Annotated in this window: 14 protein-coding genes; 3 read left to right on the top strand and 11 right to left on the bottom strand. The window is 64.4% G+C overall.

Annotation, left to right across the window (positions count from 1 at the left end; translation table 11 throughout):
- Positions 1-295: 295 nt before the first annotated feature.
- The 10 genes from M8523_RS18460 to M8523_RS18415 all read right to left on the bottom strand — a co-directional run bounded on the left by M8523_RS18460 (position 296) and on the right by M8523_RS18415 (position 11,901).
- Complete coding sequence (locus tag M8523_RS18460) at positions 296-2,497, bottom strand: putative bifunctional diguanylate cyclase/phosphodiesterase (protein ID WP_345894266.1); 2,202 nt, start codon at positions 2,495-2,497, stop codon at positions 296-298.
- A 270-nt stretch (positions 2,498-2,767) separates the two neighbouring features.
- Positions 2,768-3,349 carry a VOC family protein gene (locus M8523_RS18455; protein WP_282586365.1) on the bottom strand — a complete coding sequence of 194 codons (582 nt, stop codon included), beginning with the start codon at positions 3,347-3,349 and terminating at the stop codon, positions 2,768-2,770.
- 66 nt (positions 3,350-3,415) lie between these two features.
- Positions 3,416-4,237, bottom strand: a complete 822-nt coding sequence (locus M8523_RS18450; RefSeq protein ID WP_282586364.1) for an ATP-binding cassette domain-containing protein — start codon at positions 4,235-4,237, stop codon at positions 3,416-3,418.
- Positions 4,230-5,108, bottom strand: a complete 879-nt coding sequence (locus M8523_RS18445; RefSeq protein ID WP_282586363.1) for an ABC transporter ATP-binding protein — start codon at positions 5,106-5,108, stop codon at positions 4,230-4,232. The genes M8523_RS18450 and M8523_RS18445 overlap by 8 nt, the downstream gene beginning before the upstream one ends.
- Positions 5,105-6,010, bottom strand: a complete 906-nt coding sequence (locus M8523_RS18440; protein WP_282586362.1) for an ABC transporter permease — start codon at positions 6,008-6,010, stop codon at positions 5,105-5,107. Before M8523_RS18440 ends, M8523_RS18445 begins: the two co-directional genes overlap by 4 nt.
- Positions 6,003-7,004 carry an ABC transporter permease gene (locus M8523_RS18435; protein WP_282586361.1) on the bottom strand — a complete coding sequence of 334 codons (1,002 nt, stop codon included), beginning with the start codon at positions 7,002-7,004 and terminating at the stop codon, positions 6,003-6,005. The genes M8523_RS18440 and M8523_RS18435 overlap by 8 nt, the downstream gene beginning before the upstream one ends.
- 28 nt (positions 7,005-7,032) lie before the next feature.
- Complete coding sequence (locus tag M8523_RS18430; protein ID WP_282586360.1) at positions 7,033-8,571, bottom strand: ABC transporter substrate-binding protein; 1,539 nt, start codon at positions 8,569-8,571, stop codon at positions 7,033-7,035.
- Between the two features lie 305 nt (positions 8,572-8,876).
- Positions 8,877-10,271, bottom strand: a complete 1,395-nt coding sequence (locus M8523_RS18425; RefSeq protein ID WP_282586359.1) for an FAD-binding oxidoreductase — start codon at positions 10,269-10,271, stop codon at positions 8,877-8,879.
- A gap of 84 nt (positions 10,272-10,355) precedes the next feature.
- Positions 10,356-10,838: a nucleoside deaminase gene (locus M8523_RS18420; protein WP_282586358.1), complete on the bottom strand. Its 483-nt coding sequence runs from the start codon at positions 10,836-10,838 to the stop codon at positions 10,356-10,358.
- Between the two features lie 55 nt (positions 10,839-10,893).
- Positions 10,894-11,901 carry a putative antibiotic biosynthesis monooxygenase gene (locus M8523_RS18415; protein ID WP_282586357.1) on the bottom strand — a complete coding sequence of 336 codons (1,008 nt, stop codon included), beginning with the start codon at positions 11,899-11,901 and terminating at the stop codon, positions 10,894-10,896.
- Positions 11,902-12,732: 831 nt separating this feature from the next.
- Between M8523_RS18415 and M8523_RS18410 the strand changes: the two genes are divergently transcribed.
- Positions 12,733-14,898, top strand: coding sequence for a thiamine pyrophosphate-dependent enzyme (locus tag M8523_RS18410; RefSeq protein WP_282586356.1), 2,166 nt, complete (start codon positions 12,733-12,735; stop codon positions 14,896-14,898).
- A gap of 157 nt (positions 14,899-15,055) precedes the next feature.
- Complete coding sequence (locus tag M8523_RS18405) at positions 15,056-16,597, top strand: indolepyruvate oxidoreductase subunit beta family protein (RefSeq protein ID WP_282586355.1); 1,542 nt, start codon at positions 15,056-15,058, stop codon at positions 16,595-16,597.
- 27 nt (positions 16,598-16,624) lie between these two features.
- On the opposite strand, the gene M8523_RS18400 is transcribed toward M8523_RS18405, so the two are convergent.
- A complete protein-coding gene (locus M8523_RS18400; protein WP_282586354.1) occupies positions 16,625-17,425 on the bottom strand; it encodes an SDR family oxidoreductase in 801 nt (266 codons plus the stop codon).
- Between the two features lie 51 nt (positions 17,426-17,476).
- Here M8523_RS18400 and M8523_RS18395 point away from each other — a divergent pair, with 51 nt between their 5' ends.
- Entirely contained in the window at positions 17,477-18,112 is a 636-nt protein-coding gene (locus M8523_RS18395) for a TetR/AcrR family transcriptional regulator (RefSeq protein ID WP_282586353.1), read from the top strand.
- The last annotated feature ends 134 nt before the right edge of the window (positions 18,113-18,246 follow it).

Here is an 18,246-nt window from a genome sequence, read left to right as displayed (position 1 = left end):
AAGGGCCACGACTACTCGCCTACCTGACGCAAACTAGAGCATTGTGGAACGTGAGATCGCCGCTCAAGCTGTTCAGCGAGCATGTCTGAGGAGGTCTCGAACCTCAACAACTTTGGCAATGCCGCTGTCCGTTCCGTGTCCTTGCTCGCCGGGGTGCGGCAAGCGCGGTTCCGCGGCCGCCAGCGTTGGCTCTCTTTGGATCGGCCCGCTGATCCGGGTTGCTTTTGCTCGCAAATCGCGGGTGAGCGGCGCATAGGCGGGCCTCTGTTCGACGTTCAAAGCCCGCAGGCGTGATTTAAGACGCTAAAGCCGTGGTCGTGGGCACTTGTGTCGGATCCCCCACCAAGGCCGCAATCAAATGCGCCGGCATGGCTTTCCCATAAAGATAGCCCTGACCGATCTTGCATCCGAGAGCGCGAAGCGCTGTCTCCTGCTCTCGGGTCTCGATCCCCTCGGCGACCGTGTCCAAGTTCAATTCCCTGCCGAGCGTGATCATGGCGCGGGTGATCGCCGCGTCTGAGCTATCGGTCAGCAGATCCTTCACGAAGCTACGGTCGATCTTCAACGTCGTGACCGGAAAGCGCTTGAGCGTGCTGAGCGACGCATAGCCTGTGCCGAAGTCGTCGAAGGCAATCCGGACGCCACGCTCCCACAAGCCTCGAATATCGGCCAACAGATGGTCGTCGTTCTGGAGGACGATCGTTTCGGTGACTTCGAGTTCAAGCATCTCCGGATCGATGTCGTGGCGGTCGATGGCATCCAGAACCTGGCGGCCGAGGGATCCTGAGCGGAACTGCCCGGAGAACAGGTTGATGCCGACACGGATGTTCGAAAGGCCCGCAGCGCGCCACGCAGCCATTTGCCTGCAGGCCTCGTCCAGAACCCAAGCCCCGACCCGCAGGGCCAATGAACTGGTTTCGATCGCGGCCAGGAATGCGCCGGGAAGAAGGAGACCACGCTCGGGATGCTGCCACCGGATGAGAGCCTCGACCCCGATCAACCGGCCGTCGTCCAAGGAGATCTGGGGCTGATAATGGAGAACCAGCTCTTTCTTCTGCAACGCGCGAAGAAGATCATCCTGCGTGGCGCGGCGGGCTGCCGCAGCATGACGCATTTCCGGTTCGAACATCCGGAGCGTGCGACCACCCGCCTGCTTGGCGCGGTAGAGTGCGAAATCCGCACTTGCAATGAGTTCTTCCGGATCTTCACCATGCGCCGGACCCACCGCAAAACCCACGCTGCCGCCCACCTGGAACCTATGACCGGCGAGTTCGAAGGGTGTCTCCAGGGCCGTCAGGATCGCGGTGCCGCAGGCCTGCGCCTGCAAAGGGTCTCCGACACCCGACAGCAGCACCGCGAATTCGTCGCCGCCAAAGCGGGCCAGCGTGGCACGCGGCGGCAGGACCGTCGGTAAACGAACCGACACGGCCTGGAGCAGTGAATCCCCGACAGCATGACCGACACTGTCATTGACGTCCTTGAATCCGTCGAGATCCAGAAGCAGGACAGCGGCGGCATCGCCTGCAAGAAAAGTCGCGGCAATCAGTTGTTCGAGGCGCCCACGGTTGCTCAGGCCGGTGAGACTATCGTGATTGGCGATCCGGAGCAGGCGGCCGTCGCGTTCGCGGCGCTCCGAGATGTCGCGGATCACGGCCCCCATGCCGACGCCGCGCTCGTTGTGCCAAACCGACAAGGACATCTCGATCGGAAATTCGGACCCATCTCTCTTTCGAGCCGAGAGTTCGATGGTCTTTCCGGTAAGTTTCGACGGCTCACCAGCCAGGACTCGTGCCATGCCGACGCGGTGCGCGCCCTGCATCCGGTCAGGGATGATGATGTCGACGGACCGCCCGATCATCTCATGTCGCGCGTAGCCGAACAGTTCCGTCGCCGCTTGATTGGCAAACTCGATTTTTCCCGTCGCGTCGACGGAAAGCAGCGCCAGCTCGGTCGCGTCGGCGAAGCCCGTCACGGCCACGCGGACGAGTTCGCCCCGACGAAGATACATCTGTTCCACGACAAGCGCGGCCAGATCGGTGAGGATTTGTCTCTTGTGGGCCGAGAAGTGCAGGCGCGGGGCGGTGTCCGCAACGCAGAGCGCGCCGAGTCGATGTCCGTCCGAGGTGACGAGCGGCGCTCCGGCATAGAATCGAATGAAGGGTGGCCCGGTCACGAGAGGGTTTTGCGCGAACCTGGTGTCCGATCGTGTGTCGAGAACGGTCAAGACATCGTCGGATCTGATCGTGTGGGTGCAGAACGAAACCGCGCGCGGGGTTTCCGTGATGGCGAAACCCGCCTGCGCCTTCAGCCATTGCCGGTCCTGATCGATGAGCGCCACGGCCGCCATCGAAGTCCCGAACAGCCTGACGGCCAGTTGAACGATCTTGTCGAACCGGGGCTCAGACGCGGTTCCGCTCATCTGAAAGCTTGCCAAGGCTTCCAATCGTGCAGACTCGTTCTCGCCGATATCGCATTCCAGGCCTATCGGTTCGATCAAGGTCTCTACCTGCTGCGCGGTCCATCGGGCGATATGCGAGAACTATGCGGCACAGATATTGACGAGAGGTGGATATTTCGTCGCGCCTCGACATTAGGACTTGCTCACTGACAAAATGCTTAGGCAAGGCACGCCTATTGCGGGCTTCAACTCGAAGTTCGTGCAAGGAACTTCTGTCCCTATATCTTGTAAATACACAAGCCTGATCAATGCGGTGCTTGTAATGGCAGCCGCAAGCCATGCAGACCCGGCAAGGGCTAAGCGGCCGGCTTATTTTCCCGGCTCGGTCGGCTTCCACAAAACCGTGCTCGCGCCTTTCTCGTAGCCGAGCCCCTTGGGATAGCTGATCGCCTCGAACTGCAGGCCCCAGGGGGCTACGAAATAGAGAATGGTTTCACCGGCGGCAGGGCCTTGGCCGACCGGGATCGGGCCCTTGAAGGTCTTGACGCCCTTGCGGTCGAGATAGTCTTTCGCCTTTTGCACGTCGTCGACGTAAAGCGCGATGTGCATCCCGCCGATGTCGCTGTTCTTCGGCGTCATGTCCTTCTGGTCAGGTGAGGAATATTTGAAGAGCTCGATATTCGAGCCCGCGCCGCAACGCACCATGGTGATCTTCTCGACCACGGCTTGCGAATTGATGTTCAACACCTCGCCCATGCCTGAAAACGGCCCGAACGTCATCGCGGCCTTGCAGCCGAGCACATCCGTGAAGAAGCTGACGGCCTGATCCATGTCCGGCACCGTGATGCCGGTATGGTCATGGCCGCGCAGGCCGGGAAGTTCGTCGGCGCGGGCCGCGGACAAGCCGGCCATCGTCATCGCCACCACCGCGATGCCTATAGTCATCCGCATGATCGTTTCTCCGGGCGGGGCTGTACTGGCAACGCCGGGCGCCCGCGCGCCGCCCGGCTTCGGGGGCTAGGGAACCGCCTCGGGCAGGCGCGCGAGCCAGTGCGGATCGGGCACCGGCAGCGGGATCGCGTCGATGAGGCTGCGGGTATAGGGCGAGCGCGGGGCGGCGAAGACGGTTTCGCACGCGCCTTCCTCAGTGATCTCGCCCTGGCGCATGACGAGCACGCGGTCGCAGACGGCGCGGATGACGGACAGGTCGTGGCTGATGAACGCCATGGCGAGACCCATGTCGCGGCTCAGGTCGCCGATCAGGCGCAGCACCTGGGCCTGGGTCGAGACGTCGAGGCCGGAGACGATCTCGTCGGCCAGCACGAAATCGGGCTTCAGCATCACGGCGCGGGCAATGCCGACGCGTTGCCGCTGGCCACCCGACAGTTCATGAGGATAGCGTTGCAGCGCCGCCAGCGGCAACCCGACTTGGTCGAGGGTCTGGCTTGCCAGCGCCAGGGCCTCGCGCTGGGTTCGGGCGAGGCCGTGCAATCGCAGCGGAGCCGTCAGAATGCGCGCGATCATGTGGCGCGGGTTCAGCGACGCCATGGGGTCCTGGAAGACCATCTGCATGCGTCGGCGCAGAGGGCGCATCGCCGCCTCGTCGAGACGCGTGATGTCGGTGCCGGCGAACCGGATGGTGCCGGCCAAAGGCCGAACGAGCCCGAGCAAGGCGCGGCCGAGCGTCGTCTTGCCCGAGCCCGATTCACCGACGATGCCGACCACCTCGCCGCGCCCGATCGACAGTGACACATTTTTCACCACCACGGTCGCGGGTTTGGCCCAACCCGTGGCATAGCCGACATCGAGATTCGCGGCTTCGAGCAGGATCTCAGCCATGGAGCCCCCGGTCGAAGGCGGCAATCTCCTGCCGGCAGCGGGCCATGACGGCCTCCGGCACGGGCGCGAGCCCGTCCTCCGGTCGGTCGTAGCGCGGCGAGGCGGCAACCAGCGCGCGCGTGTAGGGATGCTGGGGGCGAAGCAGCAGGTCGGCGGTCGGCCCCTGCTCCATGATGCGGCCGCCGAAGAGCAGCGTGACGCGGTCGCAGATCTGGGCCACGACGCCGAGATCGTGTGTCACGAAGAGCGCGCCGGTGTCGTGCCGGAGCTGCATGTCGCGGATCAGGCGCAGGATCTGTTTTTGCACTGTCACGTCGAGGGCGGTCGTGGGTTCGTCGGCGATGACGAGCCGGGGTTCGAGCGCGAAGGCGGCGGCGATGAGCACGCGCTGCCGCATGCCGCCCGAGAGTTCGTGCGGGTAGAGCCGCATCACGCGCTCGGGCTCGCGCATCTGCACCTCGTCGAGCAGGGCGAGGGCGCGCCGGCGGGCCTCGGCGGCCGAGCAGCCTTTCCACATCCGCAGGCCATCGGTGAGCTGCGCCTCGATGCGGCGGCTTGGGTTCAGCGCGCTCAGCGGGTCCTGCGGGATGAGCGCCACATGGGCGCCGAGCAGCGAACGGCGTCGCTTCGGCTCCAGCGTCAGCAGTTCAGTGCCGGACAGGATGATGGCGCCCGAGGTCACGCGAACGGCGCGGGGCAGCATGCCCAGGATCGCGCGGGCGACGGTCGATTTGCCGGCGCCGCTTTCGCCGACGAGGCCGTGCACCTCGCCGGGCGCGACACTGAGTGAGACATCGCGCAGGATCGATGCGCCGCCCTCGCGCTCCGAGATGGCGGAGAGATGTTCGATGCTGAGCAGCGCGGCACTCATCGCCGCAACACCGGATCGAGCAGGCGGCGCAGGCCGTCGCCCACTTGGTTGAAGGCCAGCACCGTGAGGAAGACGGCGGCGAGCGGCGCCGCGAAGACCCACCAGGCCTGATAGATGATCTGCCGCCCCGAGGCGATCATGCCGCCCCAGGTCGGCGTGTCGGAGGAGACCGACAGGCCCACGAAGGACAGGATCGCCTCGACCACCACGGCGATGCCCATTTCGAGCGCCAGCAGAGCGATCAGTCCGGGCATGACGTTTGGAAGGATCTCACGAAACAAAATCGTCCAGCGGCCGAAGCCGAGGGTGCGGGCGGCGGTGACATAATCGGCCTGCGCTTGCGCCATCGTGTCGGCCCGGATGACGCGGGCGAACCGGGTCCAGTCGATGACCGCGATGGCGACGATGACGGAGGTCAGGCCCGAGCCAAGCACCGCCACGATGAGGATCGAGAGGAGTACGGCCGGAAAGGCCATCCAGATCTCGACGAGGCGCGACACGGCCGCATCGACCCACCCGCCGAAATAGCCGGCCAGAAGGCCGAGCAGCGTCCCCGCCGTCGCGGCCACCAAGGCCGCGACAGCCGCGACCGTGAGTGCGACGCGGGTGCCGAAGATCAGGCGCGACAGCACGTCCCGGCCAAGGTCGTCGGTGCCGAGCAGGTGGGCCGGGTCGGCCTCCGCAAAGCCCCAGGGCGGCAGGGTCGCGGCCATCAAGTCCTGTTCGAGCGGGTCATGCGGGGCGACGACGGGCGCGAAGATCGCGAGCAGTACGAGAAACAGGATGAAGCCACCGCCGAACATCAGCTTCGGGTCGCGCAGGAGCGCGGGCCAGCGCCGGGGGCCCGGATGAGCGGCGGGGCGGCCCACGGGCCTGGGCACGGCGAGGTTCGCGTCAGCCATGGCGCAGGCGCGGGTTCAACGCCGCGATGGCGAGATCGACCAGGAGGTTCGTGACGATGAAGAGCGCGCCGAAAACCAGCACGATGCCCTGCACCAGCGGCAGATCGCGGTTGATCACCGCCTCGATCGCCATATTGCCGAGGCCCGGATAGGCGAAGATGCGCTCGACGATCACGGTGCCGCCGAGCAGGAAGGTGAATTGCACGCCGGTCAGCGCCAGTGTGGGGCCGACGGCGTTGCGCAGGGCCTCGCGGGTGACGAGCCGCCATTCCGACATGCCTTTGACGCGGGCGAGCAGCACGTAATCCTGCACCATGGCCTCGGCCAGGGCGCCCTTCAGCACGCGAGCCACGATCGCCGAGAGTGGAAGGGCCAGCGCCAGCACCGGCATGACGAGATGGGCCGCGACATCGCGGGCTGCCGCGGCCTGCCCGGTGACGAGGCTTTCGAGGAGATAGAACGGCGTGCGGAACGTGCCGCCGAGGCTCGGATCGATGCGGCCCGAGAGCGGAAACAAGGGCAGCGCCACGCCGAACAGCAGCACCAGCGCCAAAGCCCAGACGAAATCCGGCACCGCCAGCATCAGCCCCGTGAGGCTATCGACGGCCACCTCGCCAATGCGCCGCTGGGCCAGCGTGCCGGCGACAGCCAGCGTGAAGCCGAGCAGAAGGGCCACGCCCAACGCCACGACGGCCAGTTCCAGCGTCGCCGGCAGCCGCTCGGCGATGAGCGCGAGGGCGTTGCGGTGGAACGAGATCGAGGTGCCGAAATCGCCGCCGAGCAGCGCCTTGAGCCAGATGATGAATTGCGTGAGCAACGATCCGTCGAGCCCGTAGCGCACCCGCAGGGCCAGGATGTCGGCCGCGCTCGCGCCGGGCCCGATCATCATGGCGACGGGATCGCCCGGCGCCACGCGCAGCAGCACGAACACCACCACGGTCACGCCGAACAGCGTCACGACCATCATGGCGACGCGGTTCAGGGCTGTGGTCATGGGGTTCTCGCGCCTCGTCGCCCTCGCCTCAGGCCTTGGCGACGAGCGTCGGCTGCAACGCGCCCGACACATTGGGCGTCAGCTTGAGCGACGACTTGTAGATCACGGGCTGGGCATATTGCAGCAGCGGGATCACCAACCCCTCCTCGGCGATATACTGGTCCACCGCCTTCCAGCCCGCGATGCGCTTCGCCTCGTCCTTCTCGCCCCAGAGCGGGCCGATCTTGGCATCGAGATCGTCCGACTTCCAGGCCGAATGCGGCGAAGGGCCGAACATGGCGAAGCCGGTCGAGGTCGTCGGGTCCCCGATGGCATTGCCCCAATTGTAGAAGGCCATGGGGGCCAGCTTGTGGGCGGCGCGCAGCTCGTAATGCTTGGCGATCTCGTAGACTTCGATCTCGGCCGCGATGCCGACCTTGCGCCACATGCCGACGATCGCCTGGATCATCTCATAGTCTTTCGGCTTGAAGCCGCGTGTCGTCTGGATCGTGAAACTCACGGGCTTTTCCGGCGAATAGCCGCTCTTCTTCAACAGTTCGGCGGCGAGCTTCGGGTCGTAGGGCACCTTGATGGCCGCGTCATAGGCCGCGTATTCCGGTGCTTCCAGGGTCGCGAGCGGCACGCCATAGCCGCGCAGCAGGCGCTTGATGATCGCCTCCTTGTCGATGGCGTGGATGGCAGCCAGCCGGACGTTCTTGTCGAGCATCGCGGGCGTGGTGTTCGAGATGAAGATCATGCCGATATCGGAGACCGGCGTCGCCACGCCCTTGAGGCCGGACTTGGCCTTCAGGCGATCGAATTCCTCGTAAGGAATCTCCAGCGTCACGTCGGAGGAGCCGCTCTCGATCTCGGCCGCCCGGCTCGTCGCATCGGTGACGAATTTGAACACGACCGTCTCGAAGGGCGGCTTGCCGCCCCAATAGGTCGGGTTCGCCTTCAGGCGCAGATAGGCGTTGCCCTCATAGGCATCGAACATATAGGGCCCGGTGCCGACCGGCTTCTTCTCGAACCCCTCCGGGCCGACCTTCTCGTAGTAGGTTTTGGGCAGCACGTAGCCGGTCAGGAAGGCCATCCATTTGAACAGCGTCGGCTCGAAGGACACGACATCGGCCGTGATGCGATGGCCCTCGATCTTGAAATTGGCGATCTTGGACCAGACGAACTGGATCGGGTTGCCGGCCTTCGGGTCGGCCGCGCGGGTCAGCGACCACACGACATCCTCGGGCGTGAAGGCCGAGCCGTCGTGCCACGTGACGTTCTCGCGCACGTCCATCCACACCTTGGACTTGTCGTCGCTCCAGCCCCAGGCGGTCAGCAGCCCCGGCTCGAAGGCGAGGTCGGGCTTCTGGCCGACATATTGGTCGAAGATCGAGCGGTAGATCGCCTGGATGGTCGGGTTGACGGCCGAGGCGCCGGTGGTGGGGTCGAAGGACGGCACGTTGACGTTGAACGCCACCGTCAGCGTGCCGGTCTCGGCGGCCTGGACCGGGATGCGCCCGGCCAGCAGACTGGCGATGAATCCGCCGGCGCCGAGCGCCAGGGTGTGACGGCGTGAAACGTCGATCATGGCACTTTTCTCCAAGCGTCGGCTCGGTCGCGGCCAGGCCGCATCGCCCGATACTTCAAGCTTAAAACAATGGGGCGGAGATTGCCAAGAGAGGTGGACGATGAACCTTTCGGCAGGGGGCGCTTAGGTTTTGGGCGGCGGCGCGAAACGATGACATGCGGTCTCTGCGCCCCTTGGCCGGGGGACGCCGGAGGCTGAGAATGGCTGACAATGTGGAGATCAGCGTGAAAAGCGGAGGAGTGGCCACGCTGAGGGCTGCCGCTTCGATTTACGAAATGGCAGGAAACGCACCATGGGCGGATTCGCTACTTGTCGGCGAGGCCATCGAAATAGCCAAAGAACACGCGATCCGGATCGTGCTTCTCCCGCAGGTCACTGAGCTTCTGCCACTTTTCGGCCGTGAAGGACTCGACCACGCTGGCGGGTCGTTCCACCGAATTCGACTCGCTGATGTAATAGCCGACGTTATAGGGCCGCAGGGTGGTGATCATCGCCTGATGCCAGTCTGTATTGGCTTGATCGTCCTTGGCCTCCTGCCACATGGTCCAAGGGCCGCCGTAAACCTTGGCCGACATGGATCGCGCCATATCCTTTCGCGGAGCCGGGATATTTGGACCGCAGAAGATCGTGAACAGGAACACTGAGCTGGCCGACGGCGCCTTCGGCAGCAAGGGCAAGACGGCCTGCATCATCTCGCCGGGGCTGTGATTGGAATAGGTCGCCTCGACCCTGCAGCGAGCACCCTCGATAAACAGCGACCCGGAGGCGTCGAAGAGCTGCTCGAAATCGAGTGGCGTCGCGAAAGACTTTGACAGCGGCCGGACGGGCGGCTTCTCGAGCGGCCGCAGTGCGGCTTCGGCCGCGTCACGTGTGTCCTCGAAGGCCGATGCCGTAACCATGCAGAGCCAACCGTTCTGACCGGAGGCTGTGTCCTTCAGCTCCGTTGGAGCCTTGACGATGAACTGGCTCAACTCGACACTCGGGGCCATCGTCGGCGCCAGTTCGCCCAGCCAGGCGCCGATGGCAGGTGCATCCTCGAGCCGGTGATAATAGGTGCTGCCATGAATGGCTTTGGGTAGGGGATGGAGCTTGAGGTAATATTTCGTGATGATGCCGAAGAACCCGTAACCCGCGCCACGGGCGGCCCAGAAGAAGTCCGGGTTCTCGGTCGCGCTCGATTTGATCAGTTCGCCCTGTGCGGTGACGAGTTCGATGGCCTCCAGGCTCTCCACGCCTAAGCCCCAGACCGTGGGGTTCCAGGCCATGCCGCCGCCGAGAAAATAGCCGCTGGCTTTGACCTGCGGGCAATGGCCGGTGGGGAAAGCCAGTCCGAAGGGTTTGAGGGCTTTCTGGATATCGCGATTGCTGATGATCGGTTGGATCACCGCTCTGCGGTTCTCTGCATCGATCGAAAGCACCTTCGTGAGCTTCTGGAGGTCGATCAGAATGCCGCCGTGACGCAGGCTAGGCTGACACCAATTGTGTCCGCCGCCGCGCACGACGACTTTGACGCCGTTCGCGCGGGCAAAGCGCACCGCCGCGATGATGTCGTCTTCATCCGCGGCCTTGACGACCGCGTCCGGCGCGCGGTCGGGGATCAGCCTGTTCCAGAGGTTTCCATGGATGGCCTCCGCGAAATCGGCATCGCCTGCCGCGATGACCGGACCCCTGCAGACCTGCTTCAGGCTGTCGATGTTCATGTCCGGCCACGGCAGGAGAATGGATCCCGTCCAGACCCGATCGTCTGAACGGGCAAGAGATGCGTCTGAAGGCGTGTCTAGATTTCAGTAGGGAACGCGATCTGCCTTCTGGGCATATTTCTTCCAGACTTCGACAGCCTCCGCGCGCATGATCTGCTTGATCGGAATCGATCGGTCTTCGACGTCCTTCTTGAGTTCGGCATAGATCATGCTGTCGTCGAAGCCGCCGTATTCCAGCGCATCCTCGACCTGTGCGGCGTAGTACACGCGCTTGATGCCGGCCCAATAGGCGGCCGCCATGCACATGGGGCAGGGCTCGGCGCTGGTATAGAGTGTGGCATCGCGAAGCTTGAAGCTGCCTTCCGCCTTGCAGGCCTTGCGGATGGCTTCGATCTCGCCATGCCAGGTCGGATCGTTTTCCGCGACGACGCGGTTGGCGCCTTCCGCGATGATCTTGCCGTCCTGAACGATCACGCAGCCGAAGACGCCGCCCGCGCTGTCGACCAGGGAGGTCTTTTCCGACAGGGCGATCGCCCGAGCCATGAATTCGTTGTGTTCGTCAGCCATGATTGTTGTCCCTGCGAGGTTATGGTCAGCTTGTGTTGCTATCCGTGCGCCGTCGTCACATCAGATACGTGAAAATCAAAAGTTCCAGAGCGTACAAGGCAGCAAGCGTCGAGAGGCCAAGCAACTCCGTTCGCCGGCGGTGGTGAGCCGGGGGCCGCAGCCACCAGCCCAGGCCGAAAATGGCGACTGCCATCAAGGGCCACGACACGACAGAAACGCTGATCGCATTGCCTATGAAGGTGGATAGGGCCAGCGGCAATCCGCTCAGCAACGGGCTGAGGAAGCGGATTTCCAGCATGACGATGGGAAACAGGACGAGCAGGACGAGACACGTCTGCTTCCAGGCCGGCGGCGGCGCGAGATGCTGCTCATTGGCGAACCAGCCGGCGAACGCGTTGGTCATCCGGTGGTTCTCCCAGGACGACACCTCGGGCGTCGCCTCGGTTAGAATGGCCTTTCGCTCCGATGACTGGAGCCAGGCATCAAGAAAGGCCGGGGCTTCGAAGCGGACCAACGTGGTCCAATAAGGGACGTCCAACGACAAAGGCGCCTGGACCAAGGTGCCCATATAGCCTGGGAAGCGGGCCTGTTCTTGTTGGATGCGTTCGCTCCAGAGCCGGAACGCGTGCTCCTGCCCGGGCTTCACGACGGTCGCGAACACCTCGGTGACCGTGGTGGTCGAATGGAAATCCGGCGCCGCTTCATCGGGGTGGGACCCTTGACCGGAACCCTCGATTGCCGCGAGCTCCGCGAGGAGCGCGGCACGTCCCGCATCGCTCACCCAGCGCGACAGCCCCTCGGGTGAACTGAATCGCTGGATGACCTGCCAATCGACCGCGCCTGGAAAGGCAGGGATGATCTCCAGACTGACAAAGTCCGGAGCCGCGGAGGCGGCTCGCGTGAAAGCGGCCTGCCAGGTCGCGAAGGGTGTCTCCATGCCGGGCCGCAGGCTGAGCTTTGTCGCAACAGCTTTCGTGACGCCCGGTTTCACCACATTCGGTGCGCTCTGTTCGGCACCGGGTGTGCGTCGGTCCGCAGCTTGTATGGCGCCGGGGCTGTACATCGTCGATACATTCCCGCGCAGCAGAATGCTGCTTGAAAGTCTAACAATACGATAGAAGAGGCTCAATCTATCAACGTATTTGATAGTCTATCGCTTGATATCCAATGCGGCCTGGGCTGTCAATTCAGCCTTTTGCAGTGTTTATTTGCGGTTAAAAAGCTCTGAACGGTTAATATTTGCTTAGTCCACGACGATCAAGTTCTGTATAGTCTGACTGTCCACGCGCCAGTCTAGGCGATAGCGGTCACGAAATCGACTGCGGGATGGAGCAGGATGACTTCGAAGAACGTGTGTTTCAATTCGCTGACGCTGGTGACGTCCCTCCATTGAGGCAACCGGGTCCGGGCGTCAGCGGAAGCTCGATGAGGAAGCCGAAGGTTATACCGTCCGCGAAGATGACCGGCACGATGCCGAACAGGAACTTGTCCGCAGCACCCATGATTCCGTGACGGCGGAGAGGGTCAACGGTCCTGATCTGGGGACTGGTCGCCCTCGGGGGCTTCATGGCGTCAAGGTCCTGCTTTGTGGATTGCCAACGGATTCGTCAGCCTGACGACATTGTGCCTCTGAAAGTCTTGAAATTCCAGCGCATGAGAGCGAGGAGTCTTGCCGGCACAATGGACTAGCAGGCGAGGACGGCCCCAATGAGCAAGCCAATTTCGACCATTCTCCCGCCGGCCGCGATCCGTTCTGCCGGCGCTCTCCTGGCCGCCTCGGACGTCGCCATTGACACCCGCCACCCCGATCTATGAACATGCATAGAATTCTTCCAAGCTGCCCGCCGCTCCGCGCCCGCCCTCCGGCCGCATCGAGCGCCGGAAGGAGCCCCGCATGGCCGAACGATCCTTCGCCCGCGAAGTCGAGGACCTCAAGCTCGGGGCGGGGGAGATCTTTCGGGGCGAGGGCATTCTCGCCATCACCAAGGCGTTGCTGCAATCGGGCGTGTCCTATGTGGGCGGCTATCAGGGGTCGCCGATCTCGCATCTGATGGATGTACTGGCCGACGCCAGGGACGTGCTCGACGAGCTCGGCGTGCATTTCGAATCCTCGGCCTCGGAGGCCGCGGCCGCCGCCATGCTGTCGGCCTCGGTGATGTATCCGGTGCGGGGCGCCGTGACGTGGAAATCGACGGCCGGCACCAATGTGGCGTCCGACGCGCTCTCCAACCTGTCGTCGGGCGGCGTGATGGGCGGGGCGCTGATCGTCATCGGCGAGGATTATGGCGAGGGCTCCTCCATCATGCAGGAGCGCAGCCACGCCTATGCGATGAAATCGCAGATGTGGCTGCTCGACCCGCGCCCCAATCTGGAAAGCGTCGTGAAGGCGGTCGAGGACGGATTCGAACTGTCGGAGGCCTCGAACACCCCGGTGATGCTGGAGGTGCGCATCCGCACCTGCCACGTGCACGGCCAGTTCGTCGCCAAGGACAACAAGCGCCCGGCCTTCTCGCTGCGCGAGGCGGTCGAGAACCCGCGGCGCGACGTCAACCGCATCGTGCTGCCGCCCGCCGCCTATGCGCACGAGAAGGAGAAGCTCGAAGCCCGCTGGCCGGCGGCCGTCGACTTCATCAAGGCCCGGAAGCTCAACGAGCATTTCGGGCCGGCCGAGGGCGAGATCGGCATCATCGTCCAAGGCGGCATGTACAACAATCTGATGCGCGCGCTGCAATATCTCGGCCTCGCCGATATCTACGGCGACACGGTCGTGCCGATCTATGTGCTCAACGTCACCTATCCGGTGATCGAGGACGAGGTGGTCAGTTTCTGCCTCGGCAAGAAGGCCGTCATCATGGTCGAGGAGGGCCAGCCCGAATATATCGAGCAGACGCTGCACACGATCCTGCGCCGGCGCGACATCCAGACGAAGGTGAGCGGCAAGGATGTGCTGCCGCTCGGTGGCGAATATACGGCGCCCGTGCTGGTCAGGGGCCTCGAAAAGTTCATCGAGACCCATGCGGCGGCGCTGCTCGGCAACCGCCCGCCCGTGCCGAGCGCCGCCACTGTGCTGGCCGACCCGAAGGTGAAGCGCCTGACCGAGGTGGTGCCGCCGCGTCCCGCCGGCTTCTGCATCGGCTGCCCGGAGCGGCCGATCTTCGCGGCCATGAAGCTGGTGGAGCAGGAGCTCGGGGTGCACCACGTCTCGGCCGACATCGGCTGCCACCTCTTCTCGATCCTGCCGCCCTTCAACATCGGCGCGACCACGATGGGCTACGGGCTCGGGCCCGCCTCGGCCTCGGCCTTCAACGTGCCGGCGGCGAAGCGGCCCATTTCGGTGATGGGCGACGGCGGCTTCTGGCACAACGGCCTGACGTCGAGCGTCGGCAATGCCGTTTTCAACAAGCAGGACGGCGTGATCCTGGTGGTCGATAATTTCTACTCGGCCGCGACGGGAGGACAGGACATCCTGTCGTCGCGCGCCGACAACCCTCGCCGGCTGACCAAGAATTCGATCGTGGCTGCAGTGCGGGGCATCGGCGCCACCTGGGTCCGGCAGATCGACCACACCTATAGCGTCGCGAAGATGCGCGACACCCTGAAGGCAGCGCTGACCTCGACCGAGAAAGGCCCGAAGATCATCGTGGCCTCCTCCGAATGCATGCTGAACAAGCAGCGCCGCATCCGGCCTTTGGTCGCCAAGGCGATCTCGGACGGCAAGCGGATGGTGCGCGAGCGCTTCGGGGTCGACGAGGATGTCTGCACCGGCGACCACGCCTGCATGCGTCTGTCGGGCTGCCCGTCGCTGTCCATGAAGGAAACCGCCGATGTTCTGCGGGACGATCCGGTGGCGGCCATCGACCAGAGCTGCGTCGGCTGCGGCAATTGCGGCGAGGTGGCCGAAGCCGCCGTGCTGTGCCCCTCGTTCTACCGGGCGGATATCATCTCGAACCCGACCGGGTGGGACCGGTTTTTGGCGCGGGTGCGGGGAGCCGTCATCGGGGCCTTGCAAAGGCGGCGTGAGGCGCAACGGGTGGAATTCGTGCCAGCGGTGGAGGCGTGAAGTCCCCCATGCGGCTTCCCTTCTCCCGCGAGAGCGGGAGAAGGTGTCGCGGCGAAGCCGTGACGGATGAGGGCCACCTCAGCGCCGAGCCGACCCTCATCCGATCTTGCTTCGCAAGGCCACCTTCTCCCGCTCTCGCGGGCGAAGGGGAGCGCCGATGACGGCCCCCTTGCGTCTTTCCACCGACCGCCCGATCTGCGTCGCCATCCTGGCCATGGGTGGGCAGGGCGGCGGTGTCCTGTCCGATTGGATCGTCGCCCTTGCGGAGGCCGAAGGCTGGGCGGCCCAGTCCACCTCCGTGCCGGGGGTGGCGCAGCGCACGGGCGCCACGATCTACTATATCGAGATGTTGCCCGAGCGGGACGGCAAGCGGCCGATCTTCGCCTTGATGCCGACGCCGGGCGATGTCGACGTGGTGCTCGCGGCCGAGTGGATGGAGGCGGGCCGCTCCATCCTGCGCGGGCTGGTGACACCCGACCGCACCACCGTCATCGCTTCGACCCACCGGGCCTTCGCGGTGCAGGAAAAGGAGCGTCCCGGCAACGGCATCGCCGATTCGGGCGCCGTGATCGAGGCGGGCGATGTCGCGGCCAAGCAGATCGTTAGCTTCGACATGCAGACCATGGCCGAGCGCAACGGCACCGTGATCTCGGCGACCCTGTTTGGCGCCCTGGCCGGCACGGGCGTGCTGCCGTTCCGGCGCGACGCCTACGAGGCGGCGATCCGGGCCGGCGGCAAGGGGGCCGCGCCGAGCCTGCGTGGCTTCGCGGCCGCCTTCGAGCGGGCGCAGGCCAAGCCCAGCGACACCAGCCACGTCGAGCCCGTGCCGAAGGCCAGCCTAACACCCGAGCGCACCGGTCACCCCGATCTCGACGCCCTGCTCGAGCGCATTGGACGGGAGTTGCCGGAGCAAGCACAAGGGTTTGCGCGCGCCGGCATCGAGCGTCTCGTCGGCTACCAGGATGCCGCCTATGCGGCCGACTACCTCGATCGGCTCCAGCCGCTGCTGGCGCTCGACCGGCAGCATGACGGTGAGGCCAAGCATTTCGCCCTGACCACCCAGGCCGCGAAATATCTGGCCGTGGCTCTGGCCTATGACGACGTCATTCGCGTCGCCGATCTCAAGACCCGTGCGAGCCGGTTCGATCGCGTGCGCCGCGAGGTCGCGGCCAAAGCCGACCAGATCGTCTACACGACCGAATACATGCATCCGCGCATGGAGGAAGTGCTCGGCACGCTGCCGCGCCGATGGGCCGAGGCCATCGAGGCCCGGCCGGCCCTCGTCCGGGCGCTCGATCGTGTGGTCAATCGCGGCCGCCGCGTCCGGACCGGGACGATCCTCTGGTTTTTAAGCCTCTATATTCTGTCTGGCCTCAAACGCTTCCGCTCCAGCTCGCTCCGCCACGCGCGTGAGACCGGCCATATCGCTCACTGGCTTGATGTCACCACCACCACCGCGCCCCGCGACTATGACCTCGCCGTGGAAGCCCTCGCGTGCCGCCGCCTGGTGAAGGGTTACTCCGACACTCACGCGCGTGGGCTGTCGAAATTCGATCTGGTGCTCGCCGAAGTCCCCTTCCTGACCGGCCGCCCCGAAAGTGCGGCGTGGCTGCGGCGGTTGAAGGAGGCGGCGTTGGCGGATGAGAAGGGGGTCGCGCTGGAAGGTGCGGTGCGGACCATGCACAGCGCCTACCCCTGATCGGATTTTCGAGCTGCGCGCGATCGCTCAGCCGTCGACCATGCCACCGTCGACGAACAATTCCGTCCCGGTCGTGTAGGATGATTCGTCAGATGCGAGAAAAAGCGCGGCGGCCGCAACCTCTTCGGCATGCCCGATCCGTTTCAGTGGAATTTGGGGCATCATCATCTCCATGAAGCCGGCAAGCTGCTCTTTGCTCATGCCTGTCTTCCCGAAGATCGGGGTCTCAATCGGGCCGGGGCTGATCGTGTTGACACGAATGCGGCGAGGCGCAAGTTCGGCCGCGAAGGTGCGCCCGAACGACCGAATGGCGGCCTTGCTGGCCGCGTAAACACTCCTCGCGACACCACCCTGCACGCCGGACACCGAACCGGTGAGGATGATCGACCCACCGTCCGACATGACCGGGGCGGCATGTTTCATGACGAAATAGGCGCCGCGCACGTTGATGTCGAAAATGGCGTCAAAGAATGTTTCGTCGACGGCCTCGATCGGGGCAAAGCGGCCAATTCCAGCGTTGACGAAGAGCACATCGATCCGGCCATGCTTTGCCACGACGCTCTCGATCAGGGCTTTTGCGGCCATGGTATCGCCAGCCTCCGACGCCACGACCTCGATGCCAGACAGGTCGCGACGTGCGGCCTCAAGCGTCGTGGGGTTCGAGCCCGTCACGATCACGGTCGCGCCCTCGGCTTTGAACCGTTTGGCCGTCGCGGCCCCAATGCCGCTGGTTCCGCCGGTGATCAGGGCCACTTTGCCACGAAGATTGGACATTTTTTCCCCTTTATGTACTAATCGGTAGGTATGTGACCGCGTGATGGGTGTCAAGTCCTACTGTACCGATCGGTATGGAATTAGCCTCCACGGCTAGACGTCGCCATGCGGCCCACTTACTTTAAGACCATGGAGACCAAAGACGTTGTCGTGCCGCTGGGGCGTCCCCGCGAGTTCTGTTCTGACACCGCTCTCGCGGCGGCTCTGCGCGTGTTCTGGATTAAGGGCTATGAGGGCGCATCGCTCAGCGACCTTACGGCTGCGATGGGCATCAACCGGCCGAGCCTCTACGCGGCGTTCGGCAATAAGGAATCTTTGTTTCTCAAAGCACTCGACCTGTACGACCGTGAGAATTCAGCATTCATGAGCATGGCTCTACAAATGCCAACGGCGCGGGGCGCCGTTGAAGCCATTCTTCGCGGTGCGCTTGATCTTCATGCCGGGCATGAGGGCCCTCGCGGTTGTCTCTATGTCACCCATGCGGTTGCCTGTGGGAAAGACGCAGAATTGGCCCGGGCTGCCGTGGCGTCACGGGGTGCCACAGTGGAAGCGGCCATGCTCAAACGGTTCGAAACCGCGAAAGCCGAAGGCGACCTGCCCGCCGCGATGGAGCCGCTTGGTCTGTCGCGCTACCTGATGGCGATTATGCAGGGCATGGCGGTTCAGGCCGCGTCGGGCGTGCCACGCGCGGAACTGGAATTCCTGGTCGAAACCACGTTGCGGATGTGGCCAGGTCATTGATTGTGTCCGGCGCGGCTGGTTCAAGACGGTGTTCTGGGTTTTTCGCGTCAACCCAGTGCGCACCGGAACCCTGCGGACGATACGAAGCGCCTACGCCTAAGCCAAGCGCTAGACCTCGGATACGTGCTTCTGCG

Origin of the sequence: Lichenifustis flavocetrariae (assembly GCF_026130545.1) — a bacterium.
Lineage (GTDB): Bacteria > Pseudomonadota > Alphaproteobacteria > Rhizobiales > Beijerinckiaceae > Lichenihabitans > Lichenihabitans flavocetrariae.
This window is presented reverse-complemented; position numbering and strand designations above follow the sequence as displayed.